The following is a 19,990-nucleotide window of genomic DNA, read 5'->3' as shown; positions in this document are numbered from 1 at the left end:
GGAGAGAAAAAATACCACATGATATTTTGGATAATAGCAACACTTTGCGCTTTTTATGTTAAAGGTTTATGCGGGTTTGCAAACACGTTGGTTTTCACCTCAATATTGAGCTTTGGAAATGCCAACATAAATATATCTCCGGTTGAGCTGATTCTTGGATATCCCACCAATCTGATAATCAGCTGGAAAGAACGCAAATCCATAGATTTGAAAATATGCATTCCGCTTGCGGCCATGGTTCTTGTCGGCAGTGTGGCAGGAGTATTATTTCTGAAAAATGCAGACATATCTGTTGTTAAAATAGTTTTTGGTGCACTTATCATCGTAATCGGCATAGAGATGCTCCTCAGAGAAATCTCTCCCGGAAAAGCGAAGCAGTCCCGAATCTTACTGACGATAATCGGTGTTTTATCCGGCTTCTTATGCGGACTATACGGCGTAGGTGCGCTGCTTGGAGCATATATAGGCAGAGTGACAGACAGCTCAAAGGCCTTCAGAGCCAATATCTGCCTTGTCTTTGTGATAGAGAACACCTTTCGAATTGCCTTGTACAGCTTGTATGGCATAATCACAATGGAATCTCTGAAAACAGCAGCACTTCTGGCTCCGTTTATGCTGGCCGGACTTGGTGCAGGAATGCTCAGTGTCCGGGTTATAGATGACAAGATCATAAAAAAGATTGTAATTGTCATGTTAATCGTGTCAGGAATAGCTCTAATACTGACAAACATGGCTTGATCACTCTATAACTTTTCTCAAAAAACCATTCACAAAAATACCCCCTTTTGGCGGTAGCAAATGAAATAAAATATGCTAAAATTCATTTAATAGGCGAAAAATTTTTTCATCGTTTCTTGGAGGGTTAAATATGAAGAGAAGAGTATGGCAAAGAGTATTATCATTGGCACTATTATTTGCAATGACTATCATTCTGGTGAATCCCGTAACAGCTCAGGCTAAGACCAAAAAGCTGAAGCTTCCTTATGCCGAATTTAATATTCCACAAGAATCTTATATCGAATCAAAAGCAGTAACTATAAATAAGACCGGTAATTATAAAGTTCAATTAGGAAAATCCGGAAAAATTTATAGCGGTTTCATAAAATTTGTTGTACCTAAAACCAAGAAATACACATTTACATATAGCCATCTGAGAGCAAAAGGCAAGTCGTCATGTTTAGCTACAGTAGATTATACTGTTCCTACCGGGATAGAAGATCAAATAAAGTATCTTGATGGTTATTCTAAAGGTGGATATCAAAATTCTTATCCTTTCGCATATAGAATACCGGGTAAAAAGGGCAGATATAATGTAGCTTCGCGGAAAGTAACGTATCAGTTAACTGAAGGTCAGGTTGTATATATCAATATTTATAATACTTATACGAATACAAGAGGACCCAAAGTAACATTTAATCTCAAAATCAAATAAATAATTAGCAGGAATATCATTTACGGTATTCCTGCTAATTTTGTCTTTGTCAACTACGAAATATGAATAAAACTGTTCATATTCCGTAGCCAAAGAGCATTCATTTTCGGATACAATATTATAGGCTCTTTCTGTTCTGATATATAAAGGAGCCATATGGTATGGGGTATAAGTTTCTGATTGAGGGTTGAAAAATGATGCTGATGACTAAGCTCGCACCAGCAAATAATATAATATCGATTTTTAATCACTTGGAATATGACACATCCTGAGTTTTCTTGGGGTGTGTTTTTTGTGTTTTTTTGTAAGAAAAGGAGGAAGAGGAAAAATGATGAAGGCAATAAGAAAGGGATTGCTGACGACTATAATGTCTGCAGCTATGGCATTGACCATACTTCCGGCAGTTGATAAGCCTATAACGGTTCATGCTGATTGGAATAAGACAGTGTCCGGACTTGGAGCAAGCGTAATCGGGGCTCCCGAGAAGAGAACTGATAATACGGCGTGGAAAGGAAGCTATATATGGTATGGTTCGTATAATGGAAACCCTGTAAAATATCGCGTGCTGTCACCAAAAACAACAACTTTTGGTGGTACAACCATGCTTCTCGACTGCGACAATACACTTTATGAGGATAGATTTAATTCCAGTTCTTCAAATGGGAATAAATGGGCCACTTCTGCTGTGAATAGCCGTCTAAATGGGGATGCTTTTCTTAATAAACCTGATGGCTTTACAGGAATTGAAAAAGAAGCCATGGCCAATAGTACAGTAGCCGCACATAATATTTCAATTGCAAATGGCAATTTGTATGACTTTAATAGTTACACCGCTCTTAATGGCGAAAAAGTATTTCTACTTGACGTAGAAGATGTTTTGAATCCAGATTATGGATATAGTACGACTGATGGATGGGTTTATTACGAAGATCGTCACGTATATGACGTAATTAATGTAGCGAGTCGTAAAAAAGACGCTTCGTGGTTGCTGCGTAATGGTGCCAGATTTTCATCATATGCCGGTTGTGTCGGATCTTCTGGACAAATAGACGATAATACTTTTGTTTCTAATTATGTGGGTATAAGTCCCGCATTTAATTTAAAATTGGATTCGATTCTTTTTACTTCAGTAATAAATGGTTCAGCCGGAGTATATAATTCAGAATATAAGCTGACACTGCTTGATGAGACAATGACTGCGGCATTACAAACAGGTAAAGATATTTCAGTATCCGGAAAAATGATAACTATACCATATACTGTAGGCGGAGTTAATGCTGCAAATGCTTCACAAGTTTCTGTTATGATTCTTGACAAAGAATATAAGAAAGCAAATTCCAACAACGCAAATGTTCTTTATTATGGGAAATTAAATAGTTCAGAGGCTATTAGTCCCGGCCCCGGAGAAGGAACATTCGAATTACCATATGGTTTGGATATACCCGGATGGGGAACTGATTATCATGTATATATCTTCGCCGAAGATGTTAATGGAATCAAACAGACAGATTATGCAAGTGCACCGATAGAAGTAAAATTATCGTTAATAAAATATAATCTTTGGGTGGGTAATACACAGGTCACAAATTTTAATACTAAAGATATTCCATGTAGCAAAGGCTCTGCAAAGTATGATCCTAAAACCAATACTCTTACATTTAATGATGCAACGATCAATGATGGATACTCATATAACAAGACAAAGACTGTAGGAATATATGCCAAGGATATGAACCTTACCATTAAGGGGACTGTGAAAATTGACCCCATAAAAATCGATGGCAATTCATACACGCAAGGTGTTTTCCTAGATTGTACAAACAATAAAACTCTTACTTTAAATGGAAGTATTACTATCAGAGGATATGCAAATGGATTCCTGGGTCGTGGTGCAAACATATACATGGAAGGTGGAACACTTGACCTGGAGCATAAGAATGGCTGCTTTGACTCAGACAAAGGAATCCATTTTGCAGATGGAATAAAAATAGTAAATCCTACCGGTGCTGCCATTAGAAAAATATCCAATAATTATTACCTTTGCGAATCCGATAGCTCGGATGTGCTTGTTAAAAAGGCTCTAATTACGAAAGCATATACGGTTTCCGTTTCTAATAATGGTAACGGAAGTGCATCAGCATCAATTACAACCGGTAAAACAGGTGATGTTGTCATACTTACCGCAATACCTGATAGTGGTTACAGGTTCAAAGAATGGATGGTAGCATCCGGAGATGTAACAATAACTGACAATAGTTTCAGAATCGGAGTAGAAGATGTTAAGATTATAGCTAAATTTGAACTTATAACATGTACTGTTACTTTTGATTCCAATGGCGGAAGCGGAAGTATGGCTGCTGTATCAAAGACACCTAATTCTCCGTATACGCTTCCTGCCTGCACATTTACAGCACCTGAAGGCAAAGAATTTGATAAATGGGATCTTGGCGTTGCCGGAACAACTATAATAATAACTGATGATATGACCATCAGGGCTCTGTGGAAAGATAAAACTATTGATCCAAAGCCCGACTCCGAGCCCACCCCAGGAAACAGCGAATCAAAGCCTGCTGATAGTACGGCTCCCAAGGTAGAAAGTGGAGCAACAGAGCCCAAAGCTGAAGGAACAACATTTGCTGATTTGGCACAGGCTGCAGAATTCGTTGTAACCTCAGCAGATAAGCAGAACCCGACTGTTGACTACAAGCGTACAACCAACAAAAATGCAAAGAAGATCACAGTGCCTCAGACAGTTACTTTGGAAGGTATTACCTACAATGTAACCGGTATCGCATCCAAGGCATTTAACGGATGCAAGAAGCTTAAGACAGTAACCTTTGGAAATAACATTGAGAACATCCGGGCAAATGCCTTCAAAGGTGCAAAGAACCTTAAGACAATCAATGTAAAATCCAGCAAGCTTACTAAGGACACACTTGCAAAGAAAGCCTTCAAGGGCATCGGAAACGGCGTAACCGTCAAGGTTCCCAAGAAGATGAAAAAGACCTATGAGAAGTTATTCGTAAAGAAGGGCCTTTCAAAGAGCGTCAAGATCAAATAATTTTCACGATTATTCTGTATTATTTGGCCCCACAACCCCGTCCCAAGGAATAACTTAAAACAAGCAGGCTCATTGTAAGGGCCTGCTTGCTGCTTCATTTCAAAAGTTCATCGTCTAATAGGAACTGCTCGATTCCAATATAAATGATTCCATTTTCATCTTGCCAGGGCTTAAGGTAATCTTTAACCACAACTATTTTGCTAAACGAATCAGGAATCCTCTTAAGTGAGGCAATTTCTTGCTCTTTCTTATCTGGATCAGAGATACTAAGAGCAGACTGAATGTAGAACCGCTTATTGCCTTTATTCACGACAAAATCTACCTCCAGTTGCTTGCGGATTTTTTTCCCGGAGGAATCTTTTGTGTTGTATTCTACAACACCCACATCAACATCCATGCCTCTTCGTATAAGGTCGTTATAGATGATATTCTCCATGATGTGCGTTTCTTCAAGTTGTCTGAAGCCAAGTCTCGCGTTACGAAGTCCAAGATCGGAGTAATAGTACTTTGCAGGTGTTCTGATATATTTTCTTCCTTTGACATCGTACCTTACAGCTTTTCGGACAAGGAATGAATCTTCGAAATATCCGATGTATTTTTCTATGGTCTCAGATCCGATTGAAATCTGTCTTTCGCTCTTGAAGGTGTTTGAAAGCTTAGATGGGTTTGTGAGGGAGCCTATGCCTGATGCAAGTATATCCAGTAGGATATCAAGAACTTCAGTGCCGTTCTTAATGTCATGACGTTCAAGTACATCTTTAATATATGTTTGTTCACATAAATCCTTAAGGTATTTGCTCTTTTCTTCATGATTGTCCAGAGATGTAGCAAGCGGCATTCCGCCATAAGTATAGTAATCCTGCCATGCGCCTCGTTTATCTCCCGTGTATTCTTCATAAAATTCAGCAAAAGAAAGAGGATAAACTCTTATTTCATCGCCCCTGTCCCTAAACTGAGTAAGGATGTCGGAGGAGAGCATTTTTGAATTACTTCCGGTGATGTACACATCGGCATTACTTATCTGCATAAAACCTAGCACAACATCAATAAAAGAAATCTTGGATTCAGGGTCATCCACATACGGATTCTGGATCGTCGCAACAAACTGTATTTCGTCTATGAAAATATAGTATTTCTTATTTTCATCTTTCATCAAAGATCTGATGTATTTATCTAGCTCTATAGGATTGCGGTATTTTGCATTTTCCATTACATCTAAAGCCAGAGATATGATCTGATCACTTGAGATGCCATTATTAAGAAGATAGTCTCTGAATAATTTAAAAAGAAGCACAGATTTCCCGCTTCTCCTAAGACCGGTAATTATTTTGATACGGCCATTGTCTCTTTTTGATATTAGTTTTTCCAGGTATTGTTTTCTTGGATACACAACTTCCTCCATGAAATATTTGCACCTATCCGCAATTTTTTCATCTATAACTATAACATTAGTATTTAAGCCGGTCAATGGTTGCACATAAAACTGCGACCATCCGCAACAATGCGGTAGTGATTGCTACAAAAAGCGGAGGTATCAAAATGACCTCCGCGTTGTGCATTGTTTATGCAAATTTAAGAATGTCAGCCAACTTAATATAGTACAATTTAATAGACGATGTTAATCCGAAAATAGCATCAAAGTAGCTACAGAACATTGATTATGAGGGCCCAACAATATGAAAAAAATAACTGCCGGCGACATAATGCACGTTTATGGAAGCTTTGGACAAGGATCAGATTATAGTGTGAGACTTGTTGTCCGAATGGAAGACGAGATTGATGGCGATATTTTGAGGAAGTCGGTGGAATCAGCGGCAAAACGTTACCCCTACCTTCTTCTAAGGATGAAGCGTGACGATAATGAGATCTTTTATGAAGATAACAATGAGCCGATTGCTGTCCTTAACCAAAAGGAAAGAGTGACTCTCGGTGCAAAAGAAACGGGATATCACATGTGGGCAGTTTGCTACTTTGAAGATAAGATTTTCCTCGATTTCTATCATGGCCTGTGTGACGGAACAGGAATGTACATGGTTCTGTCCACGATGCTCTACTATTACACCAAGCAGAAGTACGGGGACGTTGAAAGCGAGGGCATCAGGACTCTTGATGATGAGATTACGCCGGATGAGTATCTTGATCCTCTGGATCAGTTGCCGGAGATTGATATCAGCAATATTCCTTCTCTCAAGCTTGAACCTGCTTTTTCACTGGTCGAAGATGGCGGCTTTACTCCCTGCGAACAGAGATTATTTGACGTTGTGATTCCTGAAAAGGATTTTCTTAAGTTTTCATCAGCAAATGACGCAAGCCCGGGAGTCATGGTGTCGATACTTCTGGCACGTACAATTGACAGGCTTTTTCCTGACAGAGATAAAGGGATAATGGGGTCTTATATAATAAATGCCAGACCTATGCTGCATGCCCCCAATACCCATCATAACTGTGTCAATACCGTTTTCTTTGATTATTCCGATAAGATCAAAGCAATGCCTTTTGACAGACAATGCACTGCATATCGTGGAAAAACCTTCATCCAAAGCGACGAGGAGAGAATACAGAAAACCATGACCGTTTCTGCTTCAAGGAATAAGGCAATTGCCAAGGCTACTCCGACAGTAGCGGCAAAAATGCAGACTTACGGCATGATGCTGTCAGGCGGCAGAAAACTGTTTACATGCATGGTAAGCTATGTCGGAAAATGGAAATATCCATCTGTGGGAAAGCATATAAAGGAGTTCTGGACTCACGTGCCAAACGCAAACGGACTTCTGGTTGAAATAGCTGCCGTAAATGGAAAGATTTTCCTGACAATGCATCAGAATTTTGAAGAAGACACAGTAGTAAGAGCTTTTGAAAAGGAACTGTCGGAAAACGGAATAAGCTTTGAAACCACTGAAATGCTAAATGATGTGGCGCATATGGAACTACCGGAAAAAGTGTGATGTAAAAATTTCATTTTGATACATACACTGTATTAGTTATGTTAGGAGGGAGAAAATATGGACTTTATGCCTGCAAAAAAACTGGGATTCGGACTTATGCGAATGCCTCTCAATGACACTCACAATGATGCAGATGTTGATATCGAACAGGTATGTAAGATGGTGGATATGTTCCTTGAAAGAGGATTTACCTATTTTGACACAGCCCTTATGTATCACTCCTGCCAAAGCGAAAGCGTGGTGAAGAAGGCTCTCGTGGACAGGCATCCCAGAGAGTCATATACACTCGCAACCAAACTTCATAGTGCATTTTTTAACTCCATAGAGGAGAGAGACAAAGTATTCCAGGGGCAGCTAGAAAAAACCGGAGCCGGGTATTTTGACTACTATCTGATACATGGCATAGAGGGAGATATGCTCAATAAATATGAATGTCTGGACTGCTTTAATTTTGTCCTCGAAAAGAAAAAGGAAGGTCTTATAAAGCACGTGGGCTTTTCATTCCATGACACACCGGAGCTTCTCGACAAGATTCTGACAGATCATCCGGAGATGGAGTTTGTTCAGCTTCAGATCAATTACATGGATTGGAACAGTGAGTGGATCCAGTCAAAAGCCTGCTATGACGTTGCTGTAAAGCACAATAAGCCTGTAATCGTCATGGAACCTGTAAAAGGCGGCACACTTGCAAATAAGATGCCTGATGAAGCGGTGGCTCTATTTACCGAGCATGATGCGTCAATGAGCATACCAAGCTGGGCTATAAGGTTTGTGGCAAGCCTCGATAACGTAATGATGGTTCTGTCCGGCATGAGCAGCCTTGAGCAGATGGAAGACAATACAAGCTACATGCAGGATTTTGTGCCTCTTACCGAGGAGGAAAAGGACCTCTGCCTCAAGGTAGGAGAGATTATCAATAGCCAGATTGCAATACCTTGTACAGCCTGCTCGTATTGCACAGGCGGCTGTCCTATGAACATCTGCATTCCGAAGTATTTCAGCCTTTACAATGCAGACATGCGCGATGACTTAGAGCACAAGGGGTGGACAATTAATTTCTCCACTTACGGCACCCTCGGAAAGACTTTCGGCAAAGCAAGCGATTGCATAGCCTGCGGTCAGTGTGAGGGAGTGTGCCCTCAGCACCTGCCTATCATCGACAATCTTAAGAAAGTTGCGGAACTTTACGAGCATTGATACCGTGCTGCAAATAAAAATTGTTTTTGGAAAAGCTTTGTAGTGGAAATAAATACCACTACAGGGCTTTTTTAATTTACGGAAAGCCGTTATAGTAGAAGATGTGTTTTTAGTGAGGGAATAAAAATAATAGGGGATTCATTAAAGTAGGTTACAAATAAGATACTGTGATTTAAAATTACAACCGATATTTAAAGGTTTAAACGGGGATGAAGCCCAGTAAACAAGCGGATGTCAAAAGCTTTTGACATAGCAAAAAACACGAATGTAAAAGCCTTTTGATGGCAGCATTTTCAATATCTCGATATGCTGAGGTGGAAAGAGAGACATACGACATGGAACTTGGAAGCAGAATTAAAGAGTTAAGGAAAGCACAAAATATCAACCAGGATGAATTGGCTGAAAAGCTTTTTGTTTCAAGACAGACAATTTCAAACTGGGAAAACGATAAGAGCTATCCTGATATTCAGAGCGTGTTGCTGCTAAGCGAAATCTTCGATGTCTCCGTAGACCAACTATTAAAAGGAGATGTTGAAAAAATGGAAAGAATCATCACAGAACAGACGCAGGCTGACATTAACAAGATGAACACCTATGCGATAGGAATGCTTATTTCTATAATAGCTATTCTTATCACGACACCAATACTCGCAGTTACTATTGGGTTCTGGTTCCTCATCCCATTCGCGGTATTGTTTGCATGCACAATGTATTTTGCCACAAGAATTGAGAAGTATAAAAAGGAATACAATGTACAGACCTACAAGGAGATCATTGCATTCACAAAGGGAGAAACATTATCCCCTACCGATCAGATAAAGGAAGAGGCTAAAAGGCCCTACCAGAAAGCCTTGACCACAATAATATCAGCCGTTATTGCAGCTGTGGTATGCGGCGGCATAGGATTTGGCCTGATGCTCATATTTAAGTAAAAAAACAGATATTAAAAATACAAAATAATAAACTTTGGAGGATGAAAAAAGATGAACTTTTTAAACAACAAGTATGGATATGCAAACGGTATAGGACTTATGATGATTATAGTTGCAGGCTTTGTCGATATGCCAGCATATTTTAAGGGTCTAATACAGGGATACGGTTTCTGCCTGTTTTTAACTGCTTTATATTTGAGCTTCAAGCTTATGAAGAAAAATAAAAAAGAGGCAGAGAGCGTAGAAGAATAAATAAAAACTGAATAAAATGCTATATTCCGGGCAGATCATCAGCTTTGGTGGTCTGCTTTTCTTTTAAGTCACAAAGAATGGAAAATACGGATATGTTTTTTGCTCTACTTGATATGTAACAGATTCATGTTTTTGCTTACAATATGACCATAGACAGAAAACAGTTGTTAGTACATATATAGAAGGATGGTGATGATCATGTTACTGACAATTCTTTTTGTGGTTTGCTTATTTGGTTTTATTGGGAAGCTCATAGGGTTTGCTTTTAAGTTTTCCTGGAGCATGATTAAGATTGCATTTTTCCTTGTGTTCCTGCCTTTCATCTTAGTAGCATTGGTAGTTGGAGGTCTTGTTTACATAGCATTCCCGATACTTGTTGTCGCAATGATAATTGGCCTTTTGGCTAAAGAAGTGTAAGGAGGAAGAATATTATGAAAATCACACTTGAAGAGGATGTGCAGAAGCTCATCGATAAGGTTATGGCTATTGCTGCATTCGGTCTTGGCTGCAAGCTCGTTGTAGTAAAAAAGGACGGAACTAAAGACGAGATTAAGTAACCCGGGAAAAGAGGGATACGAGGAGACGTAAGCAACCAAATCTAACAAAAAATAACGTAATATGTAAGCTTCGCTTGGTAGACAGGCGGGGCTTACTTTTTTATGATTAAGATAAATGTTAATAAATGTAGCAAAGGTGGTAGAAATATGAGAAAGGTATACTTGGATAATATTCGCTGGATAACAGTAGTGCTGGTTGTTATCTATCATGTAATTTACATATTCAACGGCGTAACAGAGCATGGAATCATCGGTCCCTTCAGTGAACATCAGCCTCAGGATACATATCAGTACATTGTATATCCTTGGTTCATGTTACTTCTGTTTGTGGTATCCGGCATGTCAGCCCGCTATGAACTGGTTAAACGAACAGAGAAGGAATTCATCAGAATAAGGACGAGAAAATATCTTGTGCCATCAACAATCGGACTTCTGGTTTTCGGTTGGGTTCTTGGCTACTACAATATGCTTATTTCCGGTGCATTTAATTCCATGAACAACGTACCGGGGCCAATCATTTTCCTGATAATGGCTGTCAGCGGCTCAGGTCCTCTGTGGTACATTCAAATGCTCTGGGTCTTCAGCCTGATACTGGTACTGATCAGAAGGATTGAAAAAGACAGATTCTATAACATCTGCGGCAAGGCCAATCTTCTGATAGTTATACTTCTTGTCATACCCGTATACGGAGCGGCGCAGATCCTTAACACACCGATAATAGTGGTATACAGGTTCGGTATTTACGGACTGGGCTTTTTGATTGGCTACTTTGTACTGTCCCATGACGAAGTGATGGATCGACTTGGCAAAAACTGGCTGTTATTAAGCATCCTTGCTCTCGCATCCTGCGTAGCCTTCGTGATTTTATATATAGGTCAGTCTTATCCGGATCATGTGGTTCTGGATACAATATTGTGCAATGTATACGCATGGTTTGGAACTATCGGTATACTTGCCTTCATGAAAAAATGGGGCAATTTCGAGAATGCTTTCGCAAAGTGGATGTGCAAAAAGTCATGGGGACTCTATGTATTCCATTATCTGATGATAGCGGTCAGCGGATGGTATCTGCATACATTATGTCCATCCATGGCACCTATAATCGTATACCTGCTGGTTGCAATAGCAGCATTCACAGGCTCCTACCTTCTGTATGAGATAATGAGCCGCATACCTTTCATAAGGTGGTGTGTACTTGGGATAAAAAAGGAAAAAAGTAACTTTGAGTGAAAAAGTAATCGCGACCCCATTTCTGTAAGAGTATGCTCTATTTGAGAAGCATTATATAACATTTGATCATGATGGTAATATTAAGGACGGCGCGTGGGTAGGAATTACAGGCGAGAATATCGATATCGCGGATGATATCTGACAGGGGTATGAGAGCTCTTTTACCTGGTTCTGTTTGATGTGGACTGTTTGCGATATGCAGAGGGCGTCATGCCTGTGTGCTTTTTAAACTGTCTTATATAATGCTCTGTGGTATCGTACCCAACAGCTTCTGCTATGGTCTGCACCGTCATGGTGGAATTGGCAAGAAGATCCTGCGATCTTTCGATTCGGACAGTTCGCAGGATATCTGTGTAATTCATGCCTGTGAGCTCTTTTATCAGTCTTGATGTATATTCATTGGAATAGTGGAACTTATTTGACAGATCCGACAAGGTAACGTCTTTGTAGTTTTCCTGAATATACTGGATAAGAGCATAGCGCTGGACATCTACTCTGGAGTCGAACAGGGGCATCTGAACAGATTCGGAGTACCGTCTAATTATCAGATAGAAGTCGAGGAGTAGGGTATTTGTTATGGCCTGGTAGTGGTACTCTTCCTTGTTGCGACTCTCTGTTAACATCCATATGAAGGACTCGGAAATGACCGTGTCCTGGCCGGTCCTGAACATTATATAATCGTTCGCCTTTTTGGCATAAATGTTGTTCAGAAAGAAGGATGAGAGGATGTTACGGGTGTTGAGAAAGGAGTAGAACATAGTGTGAAGTGTATCACGGCGCAGCATTATATTTATGGCGATAGTGTCGTCAAATACCGCAAAAGAATGCCTGATTCCCGGTGGGATCACGCAGAAATCTCCTGTTCTCATCTCAATGGTATTGCCCGATATAGTCTGGGTGCATCTGCCATCGTAAATATATGAGATTTCAAAAAAGGTATGGCTATGCTCAATATCCGGGCTGTATCTTTCGTGCTTTTGAACAATAATACTGTCATTGTCAGACAGATCAAAAAAGAAATAATCCTCATAAACATCGGGGATTGTTTCTTTTTTTTCTTTGATCAGAAGGTGCTTACTCAGCACCATTTCCATGTCAAGATTCTTAAGAAATTCTCTAAGCGAATCCGGGTTCTTCCCTGCGAGGTAGTACTCTCTATAAAATGCTTCCACCTCTGTAACATCGTATATATGCTGCTTTAATGCATTAGCGTCCATTTTATCTCCTTATATTGAGGGCTCCTATTAAATCTACTATATCTGCTCGGCAAGTAGATGTCAAAAAATCAAAGATTTATATAAAAATTATTATATTTAAATCATAAAACATCAATAATATTGAGCGATTTTGTGAATTATATTCAGTGCTTTTTAAACATATAATTGCATCATAAAGAGCGCCGTTACAGAAAGGAATGGGCAGTTATGAATAAACCAGTTCTTGAAATGAAGAATATCAGCAAACGATTCGGAAGCGTCGTGGCTCTTAACGAGGTTGACCTTGAAGTTTATCCCGGCGAGATCAGAGGTCTGATCGGTGAGAACGGATCAGGAAAATCCACTATTTCCTCAATAGCTGCCGGAATGCAGAAAGCAAATGAAGGAGAGATGTTTTTTAAGGGAAACAGATGGGACCCGGCCAGTATGATAGATGCACTGAACAAGGGCATTGGAATGGTTGTTCAGGAAAGCGGAACCATTGGAGGAATATCGGTGGCTGAAAACATGTTCCTTGCCGAACTTGGGAGCTTTAAAAACAAATTTGGCCTTGTGGACAAGAACAAACTGGAAAGAAAAGCAGATGAGGCTCTTAAAAGCGTTGGGATAGCAGGCATCAGCGGAAGAGATGCGATGGGAAGGCTGGACTTTCAGGACAGAAAGCTGGTTGAAATAGCCAAAGTTATCATGAAAAACCCGGATATTCTGATCATCGATGAGACATCAACTGCGCTGTCCCACGATGGAAGGCAGATCATGTACAGTCTGATCAGAAAAATGAGGGATGACGGAAAGTCAGTGATCTTTATATCTCATGATCTGGACGAAATCATGGAAGTCTGTGACACGTTGACGGTACTCAGGGATGGAAACATCATAAGGACTTTTGAAAAAGAGGAATTTGATGCAGATGCCATCCGCAGCAGCATGATAGGAAGAGAGCTTAAAGGTGATTATTACAGGGCGGATACGGAGTGTACATCTCTTGATGAAGTGGTACTCAGCGCTCAAAGCCTGAACTACAAAGATAATTTAAAGGACGTTTCTCTGGAGCTCCACCGCGGAGAGATTGTGGGAGTCGGTGGCCTTGCGAGCAGCGGAATGCATGATCTGGGTGAAGCCCTTTTCGGAGCGCTAAAGCTTGATTCGGGGTATGTTATCTGCGGTAGTGGAAAAGAGATACTCAGCCCTCACAATGCAATGGGGCAAAAGATCGGATATGTGTCGAAAGACAGAGATCAGAAATCGCTTTGTCTCGATGCCAGTATAAAAGACAACATTGCTATCGCCGGAATGAATATCTTTAAAAACAAAATAAACCTTGTTACTTCATCCGGTGAGAAAAAATATGTAAAAAAACAGGTGGATGAACTTAAGATCAAATGTTCAGATATGGATCAGGCAGTAGGTCAGCTTTCGGGTGGCAATAAGCAGAAGGTTGTCTTTGGTAAATGGATAGGCTGCGGAAGCGAGATACTGATCCTGGATTGCCCCACAAGAGGCGTGGATATCGGAGTCAAGCAGGCGATGTATCAGCTCATGGTAAAGCTCAAAAATGAAGGCAAGGCAATACATATGATAAGCGAGGAGCTGCCGGAGCTGATAGGTATGAGTGACAGAGTACTCATTATGAAGGACGGAGAGATCACAAGAGAGTTTAAGAGAAGCAGTACCCTCAGCGAGGGAGACATTATAAGCTACATGATCTGAGGAAGGTAAAAGAGATGACAGATAAAAGAAAAACCAACATAAAACAAAAAATCATATCCTTACTTCCCATTGTCGCTTTACTGGTTTTGTTTGCAGCATTTCTGGTGGTGGTAAGCATAAATGGTTACAGGCTGGATATGTACCTGGAAATAGTATTTAATGAGGCTCTTGTTCTTGCGGTGGTTGCTACTGGGGCGATCTTCATTTATACCCTTGGCACCTTTGATATAAGCCTTGGAGCATCAACGCTCTTTGCAGCCACTATGGGGGTCATGACCTATAACAAGACTCAGAGCCTTATTTTGATGATCGTCGCGATATTCGCAGTGGGTATCACAGCTTCACTGCTGAATTCGGTTTTAGCCTCGGTTTTTCATATACCTCCCTTCGTGACAACTGTTGCCATGATGTCGGTTCTTTCAGCTCTCTCGGCACAGATCATCACAAGTTATGGAGGAGCTCTTGGCGGAATAAGTATTCCCAGCGAAGTTGTAAAGCCCTTTGACAACATAGGTTTTAAGGCAATGCTTTTAATAGCCTTTTTTGCCATATGCTTCTTTGTATTCCAGTTTACGAAGGCCGGAAGAAGGATGAAATTTGTGGGCGGAAATCCAATTTGTGCAGAGCTTACAGGAATAAAGGCAAGTAAATATACGATCCTGGCCTTTGTGATGGCGGGAATTGGAATCGGCCTCGGAGCATTTTTGACACTTTGCTATACCCCATCGGTTACTACTACAACAGCATCAAGTATAGGAATGAATATCTTTATTGCGATCGTTTTCGGAGGAATGCCAATCTCAGGAGGTGCAAGAAGTAAGATTTACGCGGCACTGATCGGTGGCTTCTCATATATTTTGCTGAATGACATTCTTGAGATAGTCATAGACAGCAGCGCAGCATACGGCATCACACAGGTGATCAGTGCAGTCTTTTTCCTGGCGGTGGTTTATGTAACCAGCATGAATTACAGGACAGCACTGTTACCAAGATAAAGGAGGAAAATATTATGAACAAAAAACTTACAAAAGTGATCGGACTTATCATGGCCGGGGCCATGACGGTGATGGCAGGATGCGGAAATTCAGCACCTGCTGCACAGGGCAGTGCTGATAACGCAGCACCGGCACAGGAAGCTGAAACAACTACTCAGCCTTCCGGCAAAGCCAAGAAAATCGGAGTGCTTGTAGCAGATGTCAGCGGTGAGGAAGCCCTGGGATTTAGAAATTACTATGAGAAGTATATTCAGGAAAACTATGATGTTACCTTTGATTACACTGATGCGCTGGCAAGCGCTGAAGACGAGAAGGCCGCTATTGAAAAATTTGCATCAAAGGGATATGACGCAGTTATCTCTTTATCCAGCAGCGACAGAGCACAGCAGATTGAGACCTGCGAGCAGTATGGCCTTTACTATGCAATAGCTTCAGGAGTTCTTGATGACGAGCAGTATGAAAAATACAAAGGTTATGAGCACTTCGTTTGCCAGATCGGACCTTCAAATGCCACTGAATTTGAGGCAGGAAAAGCTATGGGCGAGTATTTTAAAAATCAGGGAGTAAAGAAGGTGGCTCTCTATGGCGCTTTCATTCCAAATCCTATGCACGTTTTCAGAGCAGCCGGTATTCTTACGGGACTTGGTTGTACCTACGGCGGAGCAAATGACATGGGAGCGATCGTGGGACAGATTTTCCAGGATCAGGGAATTGATCTTTCAAAGGTTTCCGGCGATGTTGAACTTGTTGCATACCTCCAGGGATATGGCGATACAACAACAGATGAGCTTGGTGCAGCTATTCAGAAGGCTCCCGAGGCATTCCTTTCAGTTGGAATGGCAACTACATTCTTTGCACAGACACTTTCACAGGAAAATATACCTTTTGCCGATATTGATTCCTTTACTGCCATGAACAGTCAGTCAATGGAGAGTGGAAGTCTTAAATATCTTGCAGGTAAGTATTCATCATCTATCGGACCTGTATTTGCGCTGGTTTCAAATGCGATTGACGGAAATCTTATCAGAAATGATGAGGGAAATGCTGTATCGCTCAATCAGCGCTATCTGGTAGCAACAGACAAGGCAACCTTCGATGAGTATTTTGTCAATGACAACGGTGATTCACCCATCTACAGCAAAGAGACACTTGATAGCATTATCGGAAGTCAGGTCACCTATCAGGATGTAAAGAGCCTTGTAGAGAGTAAGTAATACAGAGTAATAAGGAGATTAGCTATGAGTACCCCGAAGAGAATCGTAAACGCAATGGCCATGCCGGTTGTAACCCTTGTGGTTTTGCAGACTCTTTGCCTGTTAAATGGACAGAGTGTGATTTCAAATATGAAAAGCTTTGACAATTTCATAGTTTATACAGCTATTGTGATGATCACAACCATGGCTCTTTCCATAAATCTGAACAGCGGAAGATTTGATTTCTCCCTGGGATCAATGGCCGGTCTGTCATCTATCATAGGGGCAAAAATAACCTATGGGATTCTCTCCGGGGGAAATGGCTCTGCACCGCTGATGCTTTGTATATCCCTTGTTGCAGGAGTGATACTTGGACTAATATCGGGTCTTACATATTGCACATTAAGACTGCCTCCCATCATAGTCTCACTGGGAGTAACGCTAGTGTATGAGGGAATTATGTACACAATAACCGGTGGCAAATATGTTATGAGTGAAGTTCAAAATCCTTCAATGTCCGCTCTTACAGGAACCTGGGTCTATGCAGCATTGATAATAGCGGCAGTCCTTGCATTTATGATAATTACTTTTGATAAAACGGCCTTTGGATATGACTACAACGCACTTAAGTCGGGACAGAAGGTGGCTGTGGCGACAGGTATCAATGAGGTAAAAAACACTCTGATCTGTTATGGGATCAGTGGAGGCCTGATGGGTATAGTGGGAACACTTAATGCAGCCAGAAATACGACAATAAATGGAGGACAGCTCAATTTTGGCAGTATAGCCATCATGTTTACAGCATTTCTCCCTATGTTTATCGCAGGATATATCGGCAGATTCACAAACGAGAAGATTGGCTTTCTCCTGGCGGCTGTTTGCATGTCACTTTTAAATTCTACTTTTGCTGTATTCTCAAACTCAGTGAATGCAACGATGCAGTCAATTATAAATGCAGTATTGCTGGTTGTTTTCCTTATTTACCTGAACAACAATGATTTGATAAAGAGATTATTGAAAGCATGAAAGACTTAAGATTATTGAAAAAAGCAACGGCTCTTTTCCCAAGGTTAAATGAAAAAGAGATTGCTGTAGCCGAAACAGTAAGTATTACAAGGGACGGCAAGGGAATAAAGAAAAAAAGTCTCCGGGATTTCAGGACTATGTCACTAAAAAAAGGTGATGAGGTCATCCTTGACTTTGGCGGACATCTGGTTGGATATCTTTCTCTTGATTTTAAGAACATAGGAGCTCATGCAGATGCTCCGGTGCTCTTAAGAGTACGCTTTGCCGAAAGAGAAGTAGAGCTGTTTGAGGATGCATCAGAATACAGTGGCTGGGTAAGCGCATCATGGATCCAGGAAGAGCTGGTAAAGGTGGATGTGGTCCCCGGAAGGCTGGACTTTGACAGACGATATTCATTCAGATTTGTAAGGATTGAGGTTATGGATATCAGTTCAAGATTTGACCTTCAGATTTCCGAAGCTTGGGCCAAGGCCGTCACTTCTGCCAGAGATACGGATCTTTTACCCTATGAGGCGGCAGATCCCTTGGACAGAGAGATGGACAAGGTGGCTGTAAAAACTCTCAAAGATTGCATGCAGACAGTGTTTGAGGATGGACCTAAAAGAGACAGAAGGCTGTGGATAGGAGATCTTAGGATACAGGCTCTGGCCAATTATGAAACCTACAGAATGAATGATATGGTCAAATCCTGCCTATACCTGTTCGGTGCGCTTACTCAGGAGAATGGAAGAGTCGGAGCCTGCGTATTTTTGGAGCCTGAGCCTGAAGTAGACGACACCTGTATGTTTGACTATTCTCTGTTTTTTGTGGTCATTCTCAGGGATTATTACAGAAAGACAGGTGACCAGGAGGCGCTGGATGATCTGTGGCAGGTATGCCGCAGACAGATCAGTCTTGCCAGAGAGGGCCTTGACCAACACTATGTAGTAAAGGACCTTGACGTTCTTGGCTGGTGCTTTGTGGACTGGAATCTGGAGCTGAATAAACAGGCAAGTGCGCAGGGGATATTCCTGTACGCGCTGGAGGCAGCAATTGAGCTTGCCGAGCAGGTCGGAGATGTGCTCTCAGAGGAAGAGTATGCTGATCTTTACAACAAAGTAAAGGATGCAGCCAATACTTTTTTATATGATGAAAAAATGGGCATGTACATAAGCGGGAAAGACAGACAGATCTCCTTTGCATCTCAGATATGGATGATACTTGGAAATGCCGTTGAAGGTAGTGCTGCACTCAGGCTTTTGGAAAGACTAAATGGCTGCGACGGTGCTGTTAAAATGGTTACTCCTTATATGTATCACAACTATATAGATGCACTTATTAAGCTTGGCAGGAAAGAAGACGCTCACAATCTTATGAGACAGTACTGGGGCGGAATGATCAAAAACGGTGCAGACACCTTTTGGGAGCTGTATAATCCCGAAAATCCGGACGAGTCACCTTACGGAGGAACCATTGTAAACAGTTATTGTCATGCCTGGAGCTGTGGCCCGGCGTATTTTCTCAGGAAATACTTTGCTTAATACTTTGGAAGAAGAGAGTTTGATATGACATTTGATAATTATGAAATCGATTATACCGGGAATCCGTTTTTTCTTGAATACAGCCAATGGCCAAAATTCCGCTTTTATTAGCCGCTAATACGGAGAGTGGTGGAGATGGACTGGCGGTAGAGGGGACATCTTTTGGCAAGCCCATGGCAGTTGCAGCAACTGCGGATCCTGAAAACGGCTACAGGATGGGGTATGTTGCATGCAGGGAAGGGGCAGCACTGGGACTAAACTGGTCTTTTGCTCCTATCGTGGATATCAACAGAGACTTTCATAATCCGATAACAAACGTCAGGACCTTTGGCGATGACCCAGAGAAGATAGTTTCCTTCGCTTCACGCTATATGGATACAGGGAAAAGAGCTTGCGGAAGCCTATTACACCGGAAAATACGGCGACAAGAATCCCGCCAAGGCTAAGAAGTGGGCAAGCTACGCCGCAAAGAAGGGTAGCAGCCTTGCAGAGGAGCTACTCAAGAAGCTGTGAGCCACCAAATACCGGCCTCGCTAAAATGAGTCAATGAGAACCGCCTCCGTGACTCACACCAACACCTCAAAATGAGTCAACGAGAACCATCTCCCTGACTCATTTTTTTATAGCACAAAATTAACAATAGGCCATTTTTAACATCCTAATATAGTACTACGAATGCTAAGAATGTCCGATTTTTCGATAAAAACTTTTCACATATAATGA

The 19,990-nt window shown here is 41.2% G+C and carries 18 protein-coding genes; 16 read left to right on the top strand and 2 right to left on the bottom strand.

The annotated features are described in order from the left end of the window. Positions 1–18: 18 nt before the first annotated feature. From G630_RS0112450 to G630_RS0112440, 3 genes are all read left to right on the top strand, one after another. A complete protein-coding gene (locus tag G630_RS0112450) occupies positions 19–738 on the top strand; it encodes a sulfite exporter TauE/SafE family protein (protein ID WP_026498758.1) in 720 nt (239 codons plus the stop codon). Between the two features lie 130 nt (positions 739–868). Further along, positions 869–1,432, top strand: a complete 564-nt coding sequence (locus tag G630_RS0112445; protein ID WP_026498757.1) for a hypothetical protein — start codon at positions 869–871, stop codon at positions 1,430–1,432. A 328-nt stretch (positions 1,433–1,760) separates the two neighbouring features. Next, entirely contained in the window at positions 1,761–4,493 is a 2,733-nt protein-coding gene (locus tag G630_RS0112440; RefSeq protein WP_026498756.1) for an InlB B-repeat-containing protein, read from the top strand. A 94-nt stretch (positions 4,494–4,587) separates the two neighbouring features. Here G630_RS0112440 and G630_RS0112435 read toward each other — a convergent pair whose 3' ends face one another. After that, on the bottom strand, positions 4,588–5,895 hold the full coding sequence (locus tag G630_RS0112435; RefSeq protein ID WP_044959265.1) for an ATP-binding protein: 1,308 nt from the start codon (positions 5,893–5,895) through the stop codon (positions 4,588–4,590). A 274-nt stretch (positions 5,896–6,169) separates the two neighbouring features. Between G630_RS0112435 and G630_RS0112430 the strand changes: the two genes are divergently transcribed. The 7 genes from G630_RS0112430 to G630_RS0112400 all read left to right on the top strand — a co-directional run bounded on the left by G630_RS0112430 (position 6,170) and on the right by G630_RS0112400 (position 11,606). After that, positions 6,170–7,438 carry a hypothetical protein gene (locus tag G630_RS0112430; protein WP_026498754.1) on the top strand — a complete coding sequence of 423 codons (1,269 nt, stop codon included), beginning with the start codon at positions 6,170–6,172 and terminating at the stop codon, positions 7,436–7,438. 66 nt (positions 7,439–7,504) lie between these two features. Further along, a complete protein-coding gene (locus tag G630_RS0112425) occupies positions 7,505–8,635 on the top strand; it encodes an aldo/keto reductase (RefSeq protein WP_026498753.1) in 1,131 nt (376 codons plus the stop codon). A 281-nt stretch (positions 8,636–8,916) separates the two neighbouring features. After that, the gene (locus G630_RS0112420) at positions 8,917–9,567 is read left to right on the top strand and encodes a helix-turn-helix domain-containing protein (protein ID WP_242829934.1); all 651 of its coding nucleotides are present in this window, start codon (positions 8,917–8,919) and stop codon (positions 9,565–9,567) included. A 51-nt stretch (positions 9,568–9,618) separates the two neighbouring features. Next, positions 9,619–9,819, top strand: coding sequence for a hypothetical protein (locus tag G630_RS0112415; protein ID WP_026498751.1), 201 nt, complete (start codon positions 9,619–9,621; stop codon positions 9,817–9,819). A 198-nt stretch (positions 9,820–10,017) separates the two neighbouring features. Then, entirely contained in the window at positions 10,018–10,236 is a 219-nt protein-coding gene (locus G630_RS0112410; protein WP_044959283.1) for a hypothetical protein, read from the top strand. A 14-nt stretch (positions 10,237–10,250) separates the two neighbouring features. Further along, positions 10,251–10,376 (top strand): hypothetical protein, encoded by a 126-nt coding sequence (locus G630_RS25600; protein ID WP_256379747.1) that lies wholly within the window; start codon positions 10,251–10,253, stop codon positions 10,374–10,376. Positions 10,377–10,523: 147 nt separating this feature from the next. After that, positions 10,524–11,606, top strand: coding sequence for an acyltransferase family protein (locus G630_RS0112400; protein WP_026498749.1), 1,083 nt, complete (start codon positions 10,524–10,526; stop codon positions 11,604–11,606). 161 nt (positions 11,607–11,767) lie between these two features. Here the strand turns inward: G630_RS0112400 and G630_RS21780 are convergent, their stop codons facing one another. Then, positions 11,768–12,823, bottom strand: a complete 1,056-nt coding sequence (locus G630_RS21780) for an AraC family transcriptional regulator (protein ID WP_044959263.1) — start codon at positions 12,821–12,823, stop codon at positions 11,768–11,770. A gap of 207 nt (positions 12,824–13,030) precedes the next feature. Here G630_RS21780 and G630_RS0112390 point away from each other — a divergent pair, with 207 nt between their 5' ends. The 6 genes from G630_RS0112390 to G630_RS0112365 all read left to right on the top strand — a co-directional run bounded on the left by G630_RS0112390 (position 13,031) and on the right by G630_RS0112365 (position 19,713). Beyond that, the gene (locus tag G630_RS0112390; protein WP_026498748.1) at positions 13,031–14,533 is read left to right on the top strand and encodes a sugar ABC transporter ATP-binding protein; all 1,503 of its coding nucleotides are present in this window, start codon (positions 13,031–13,033) and stop codon (positions 14,531–14,533) included. A 14-nt stretch (positions 14,534–14,547) separates the two neighbouring features. Then, positions 14,548–15,528, top strand: a complete 981-nt coding sequence (locus G630_RS0112385; protein ID WP_026498747.1) for an ABC transporter permease — start codon at positions 14,548–14,550, stop codon at positions 15,526–15,528. A 14-nt stretch (positions 15,529–15,542) separates the two neighbouring features. Further along, entirely contained in the window at positions 15,543–16,742 is a 1,200-nt protein-coding gene (locus G630_RS0112380) for a substrate-binding domain-containing protein (protein ID WP_026498746.1), read from the top strand. A gap of 24 nt (positions 16,743–16,766) precedes the next feature. After that, complete coding sequence (locus G630_RS0112375) at positions 16,767–17,747, top strand: ABC transporter permease (RefSeq protein WP_026498745.1); 981 nt, start codon at positions 16,767–16,769, stop codon at positions 17,745–17,747. Further along, complete coding sequence (locus G630_RS25390; protein WP_044959261.1) at positions 17,744–19,267, top strand: alpha-L-rhamnosidase-related protein; 1,524 nt, start codon at positions 17,744–17,746, stop codon at positions 19,265–19,267. The genes G630_RS0112375 and G630_RS25390 overlap by 4 nt, the downstream gene beginning before the upstream one ends. Positions 19,268–19,353: 86 nt before the next feature. Next, positions 19,354–19,713, top strand: coding sequence for a glycoside hydrolase family 3 N-terminal domain-containing protein (locus G630_RS0112365; RefSeq protein ID WP_026498743.1), 360 nt, complete (start codon positions 19,354–19,356; stop codon positions 19,711–19,713). Positions 19,714–19,990 lie beyond the last annotated feature (277 nt).

The sequence above is a fragment of the Butyrivibrio sp. WCD2001 genome, from assembly GCF_000424485.1.
GTDB lineage: Bacteria > Bacillota > Clostridia > Lachnospirales > Lachnospiraceae > Butyrivibrio.
This window is presented reverse-complemented; position numbering and strand designations above follow the sequence as displayed.

What these genes read in the sequence shown, in the direction of transcription:
- G630_RS0112425 (WP_026498753.1), top strand. Translation starts at nt 7,505, where the DNA reads ATGCCTGCAAAAAAACTGGGATTCGGACTTATGCGAATGCCTCTCAAT.
- G630_RS0112450 (WP_026498758.1), top strand. Translation starts at nt 19, where the DNA reads ATGATATTTTGGATAATAGCAACACTTTGCGCTTTTTATGTTAAAGGT.
- G630_RS0112375 (WP_026498745.1), top strand. Translation starts at nt 16,767, where the DNA reads ATGAGTACCCCGAAGAGAATCGTAAACGCAATGGCCATGCCGGTTGTA.
- G630_RS0112410 (WP_044959283.1), top strand. Translation starts at nt 10,018, where the DNA reads ATGTTACTGACAATTCTTTTTGTGGTTTGCTTATTTGGTTTTATTGGG.
- G630_RS0112385 (WP_026498747.1), top strand. Translation starts at nt 14,548, where the DNA reads ATGACAGATAAAAGAAAAACCAACATAAAACAAAAAATCATATCCTTA.
- G630_RS0112435 (WP_044959265.1), bottom strand. Translation starts at nt 5,895, where the DNA reads ATGGAGGAAGTTGTGTATCCAAGAAAACAATACCTGGAAAAACTAATA.
- G630_RS25600 (WP_256379747.1), top strand. Translation starts at nt 10,251, where the DNA reads ATGAAAATCACACTTGAAGAGGATGTGCAGAAGCTCATCGATAAGGTT.
- G630_RS0112415 (WP_026498751.1), top strand. Translation starts at nt 9,619, where the DNA reads ATGAACTTTTTAAACAACAAGTATGGATATGCAAACGGTATAGGACTT.
- G630_RS0112445 (WP_026498757.1), top strand. Translation starts at nt 869, where the DNA reads ATGAAGAGAAGAGTATGGCAAAGAGTATTATCATTGGCACTATTATTT.
- G630_RS0112365 (WP_026498743.1), top strand. Translation starts at nt 19,354, where the DNA reads ATGGCCAAAATTCCGCTTTTATTAGCCGCTAATACGGAGAGTGGTGGA.
- G630_RS0112380 (WP_026498746.1), top strand. Translation starts at nt 15,543, where the DNA reads ATGAACAAAAAACTTACAAAAGTGATCGGACTTATCATGGCCGGGGCC.
- G630_RS25390 (WP_044959261.1), top strand. Translation starts at nt 17,744, where the DNA reads ATGAAAGACTTAAGATTATTGAAAAAAGCAACGGCTCTTTTCCCAAGG.
- G630_RS0112430 (WP_026498754.1), top strand. Translation starts at nt 6,170, where the DNA reads ATGAAAAAAATAACTGCCGGCGACATAATGCACGTTTATGGAAGCTTT.
- G630_RS0112420 (WP_242829934.1), top strand. Translation starts at nt 8,917, where the DNA reads ATGGCAGCATTTTCAATATCTCGATATGCTGAGGTGGAAAGAGAGACA.
- G630_RS0112440 (WP_026498756.1), top strand. Translation starts at nt 1,761, where the DNA reads ATGATGAAGGCAATAAGAAAGGGATTGCTGACGACTATAATGTCTGCA.
- G630_RS0112400 (WP_026498749.1), top strand. Translation starts at nt 10,524, where the DNA reads ATGAGAAAGGTATACTTGGATAATATTCGCTGGATAACAGTAGTGCTG.
- G630_RS0112390 (WP_026498748.1), top strand. Translation starts at nt 13,031, where the DNA reads ATGAATAAACCAGTTCTTGAAATGAAGAATATCAGCAAACGATTCGGA.
- G630_RS21780 (WP_044959263.1), bottom strand. Translation starts at nt 12,823, where the DNA reads ATGGACGCTAATGCATTAAAGCAGCATATATACGATGTTACAGAGGTG.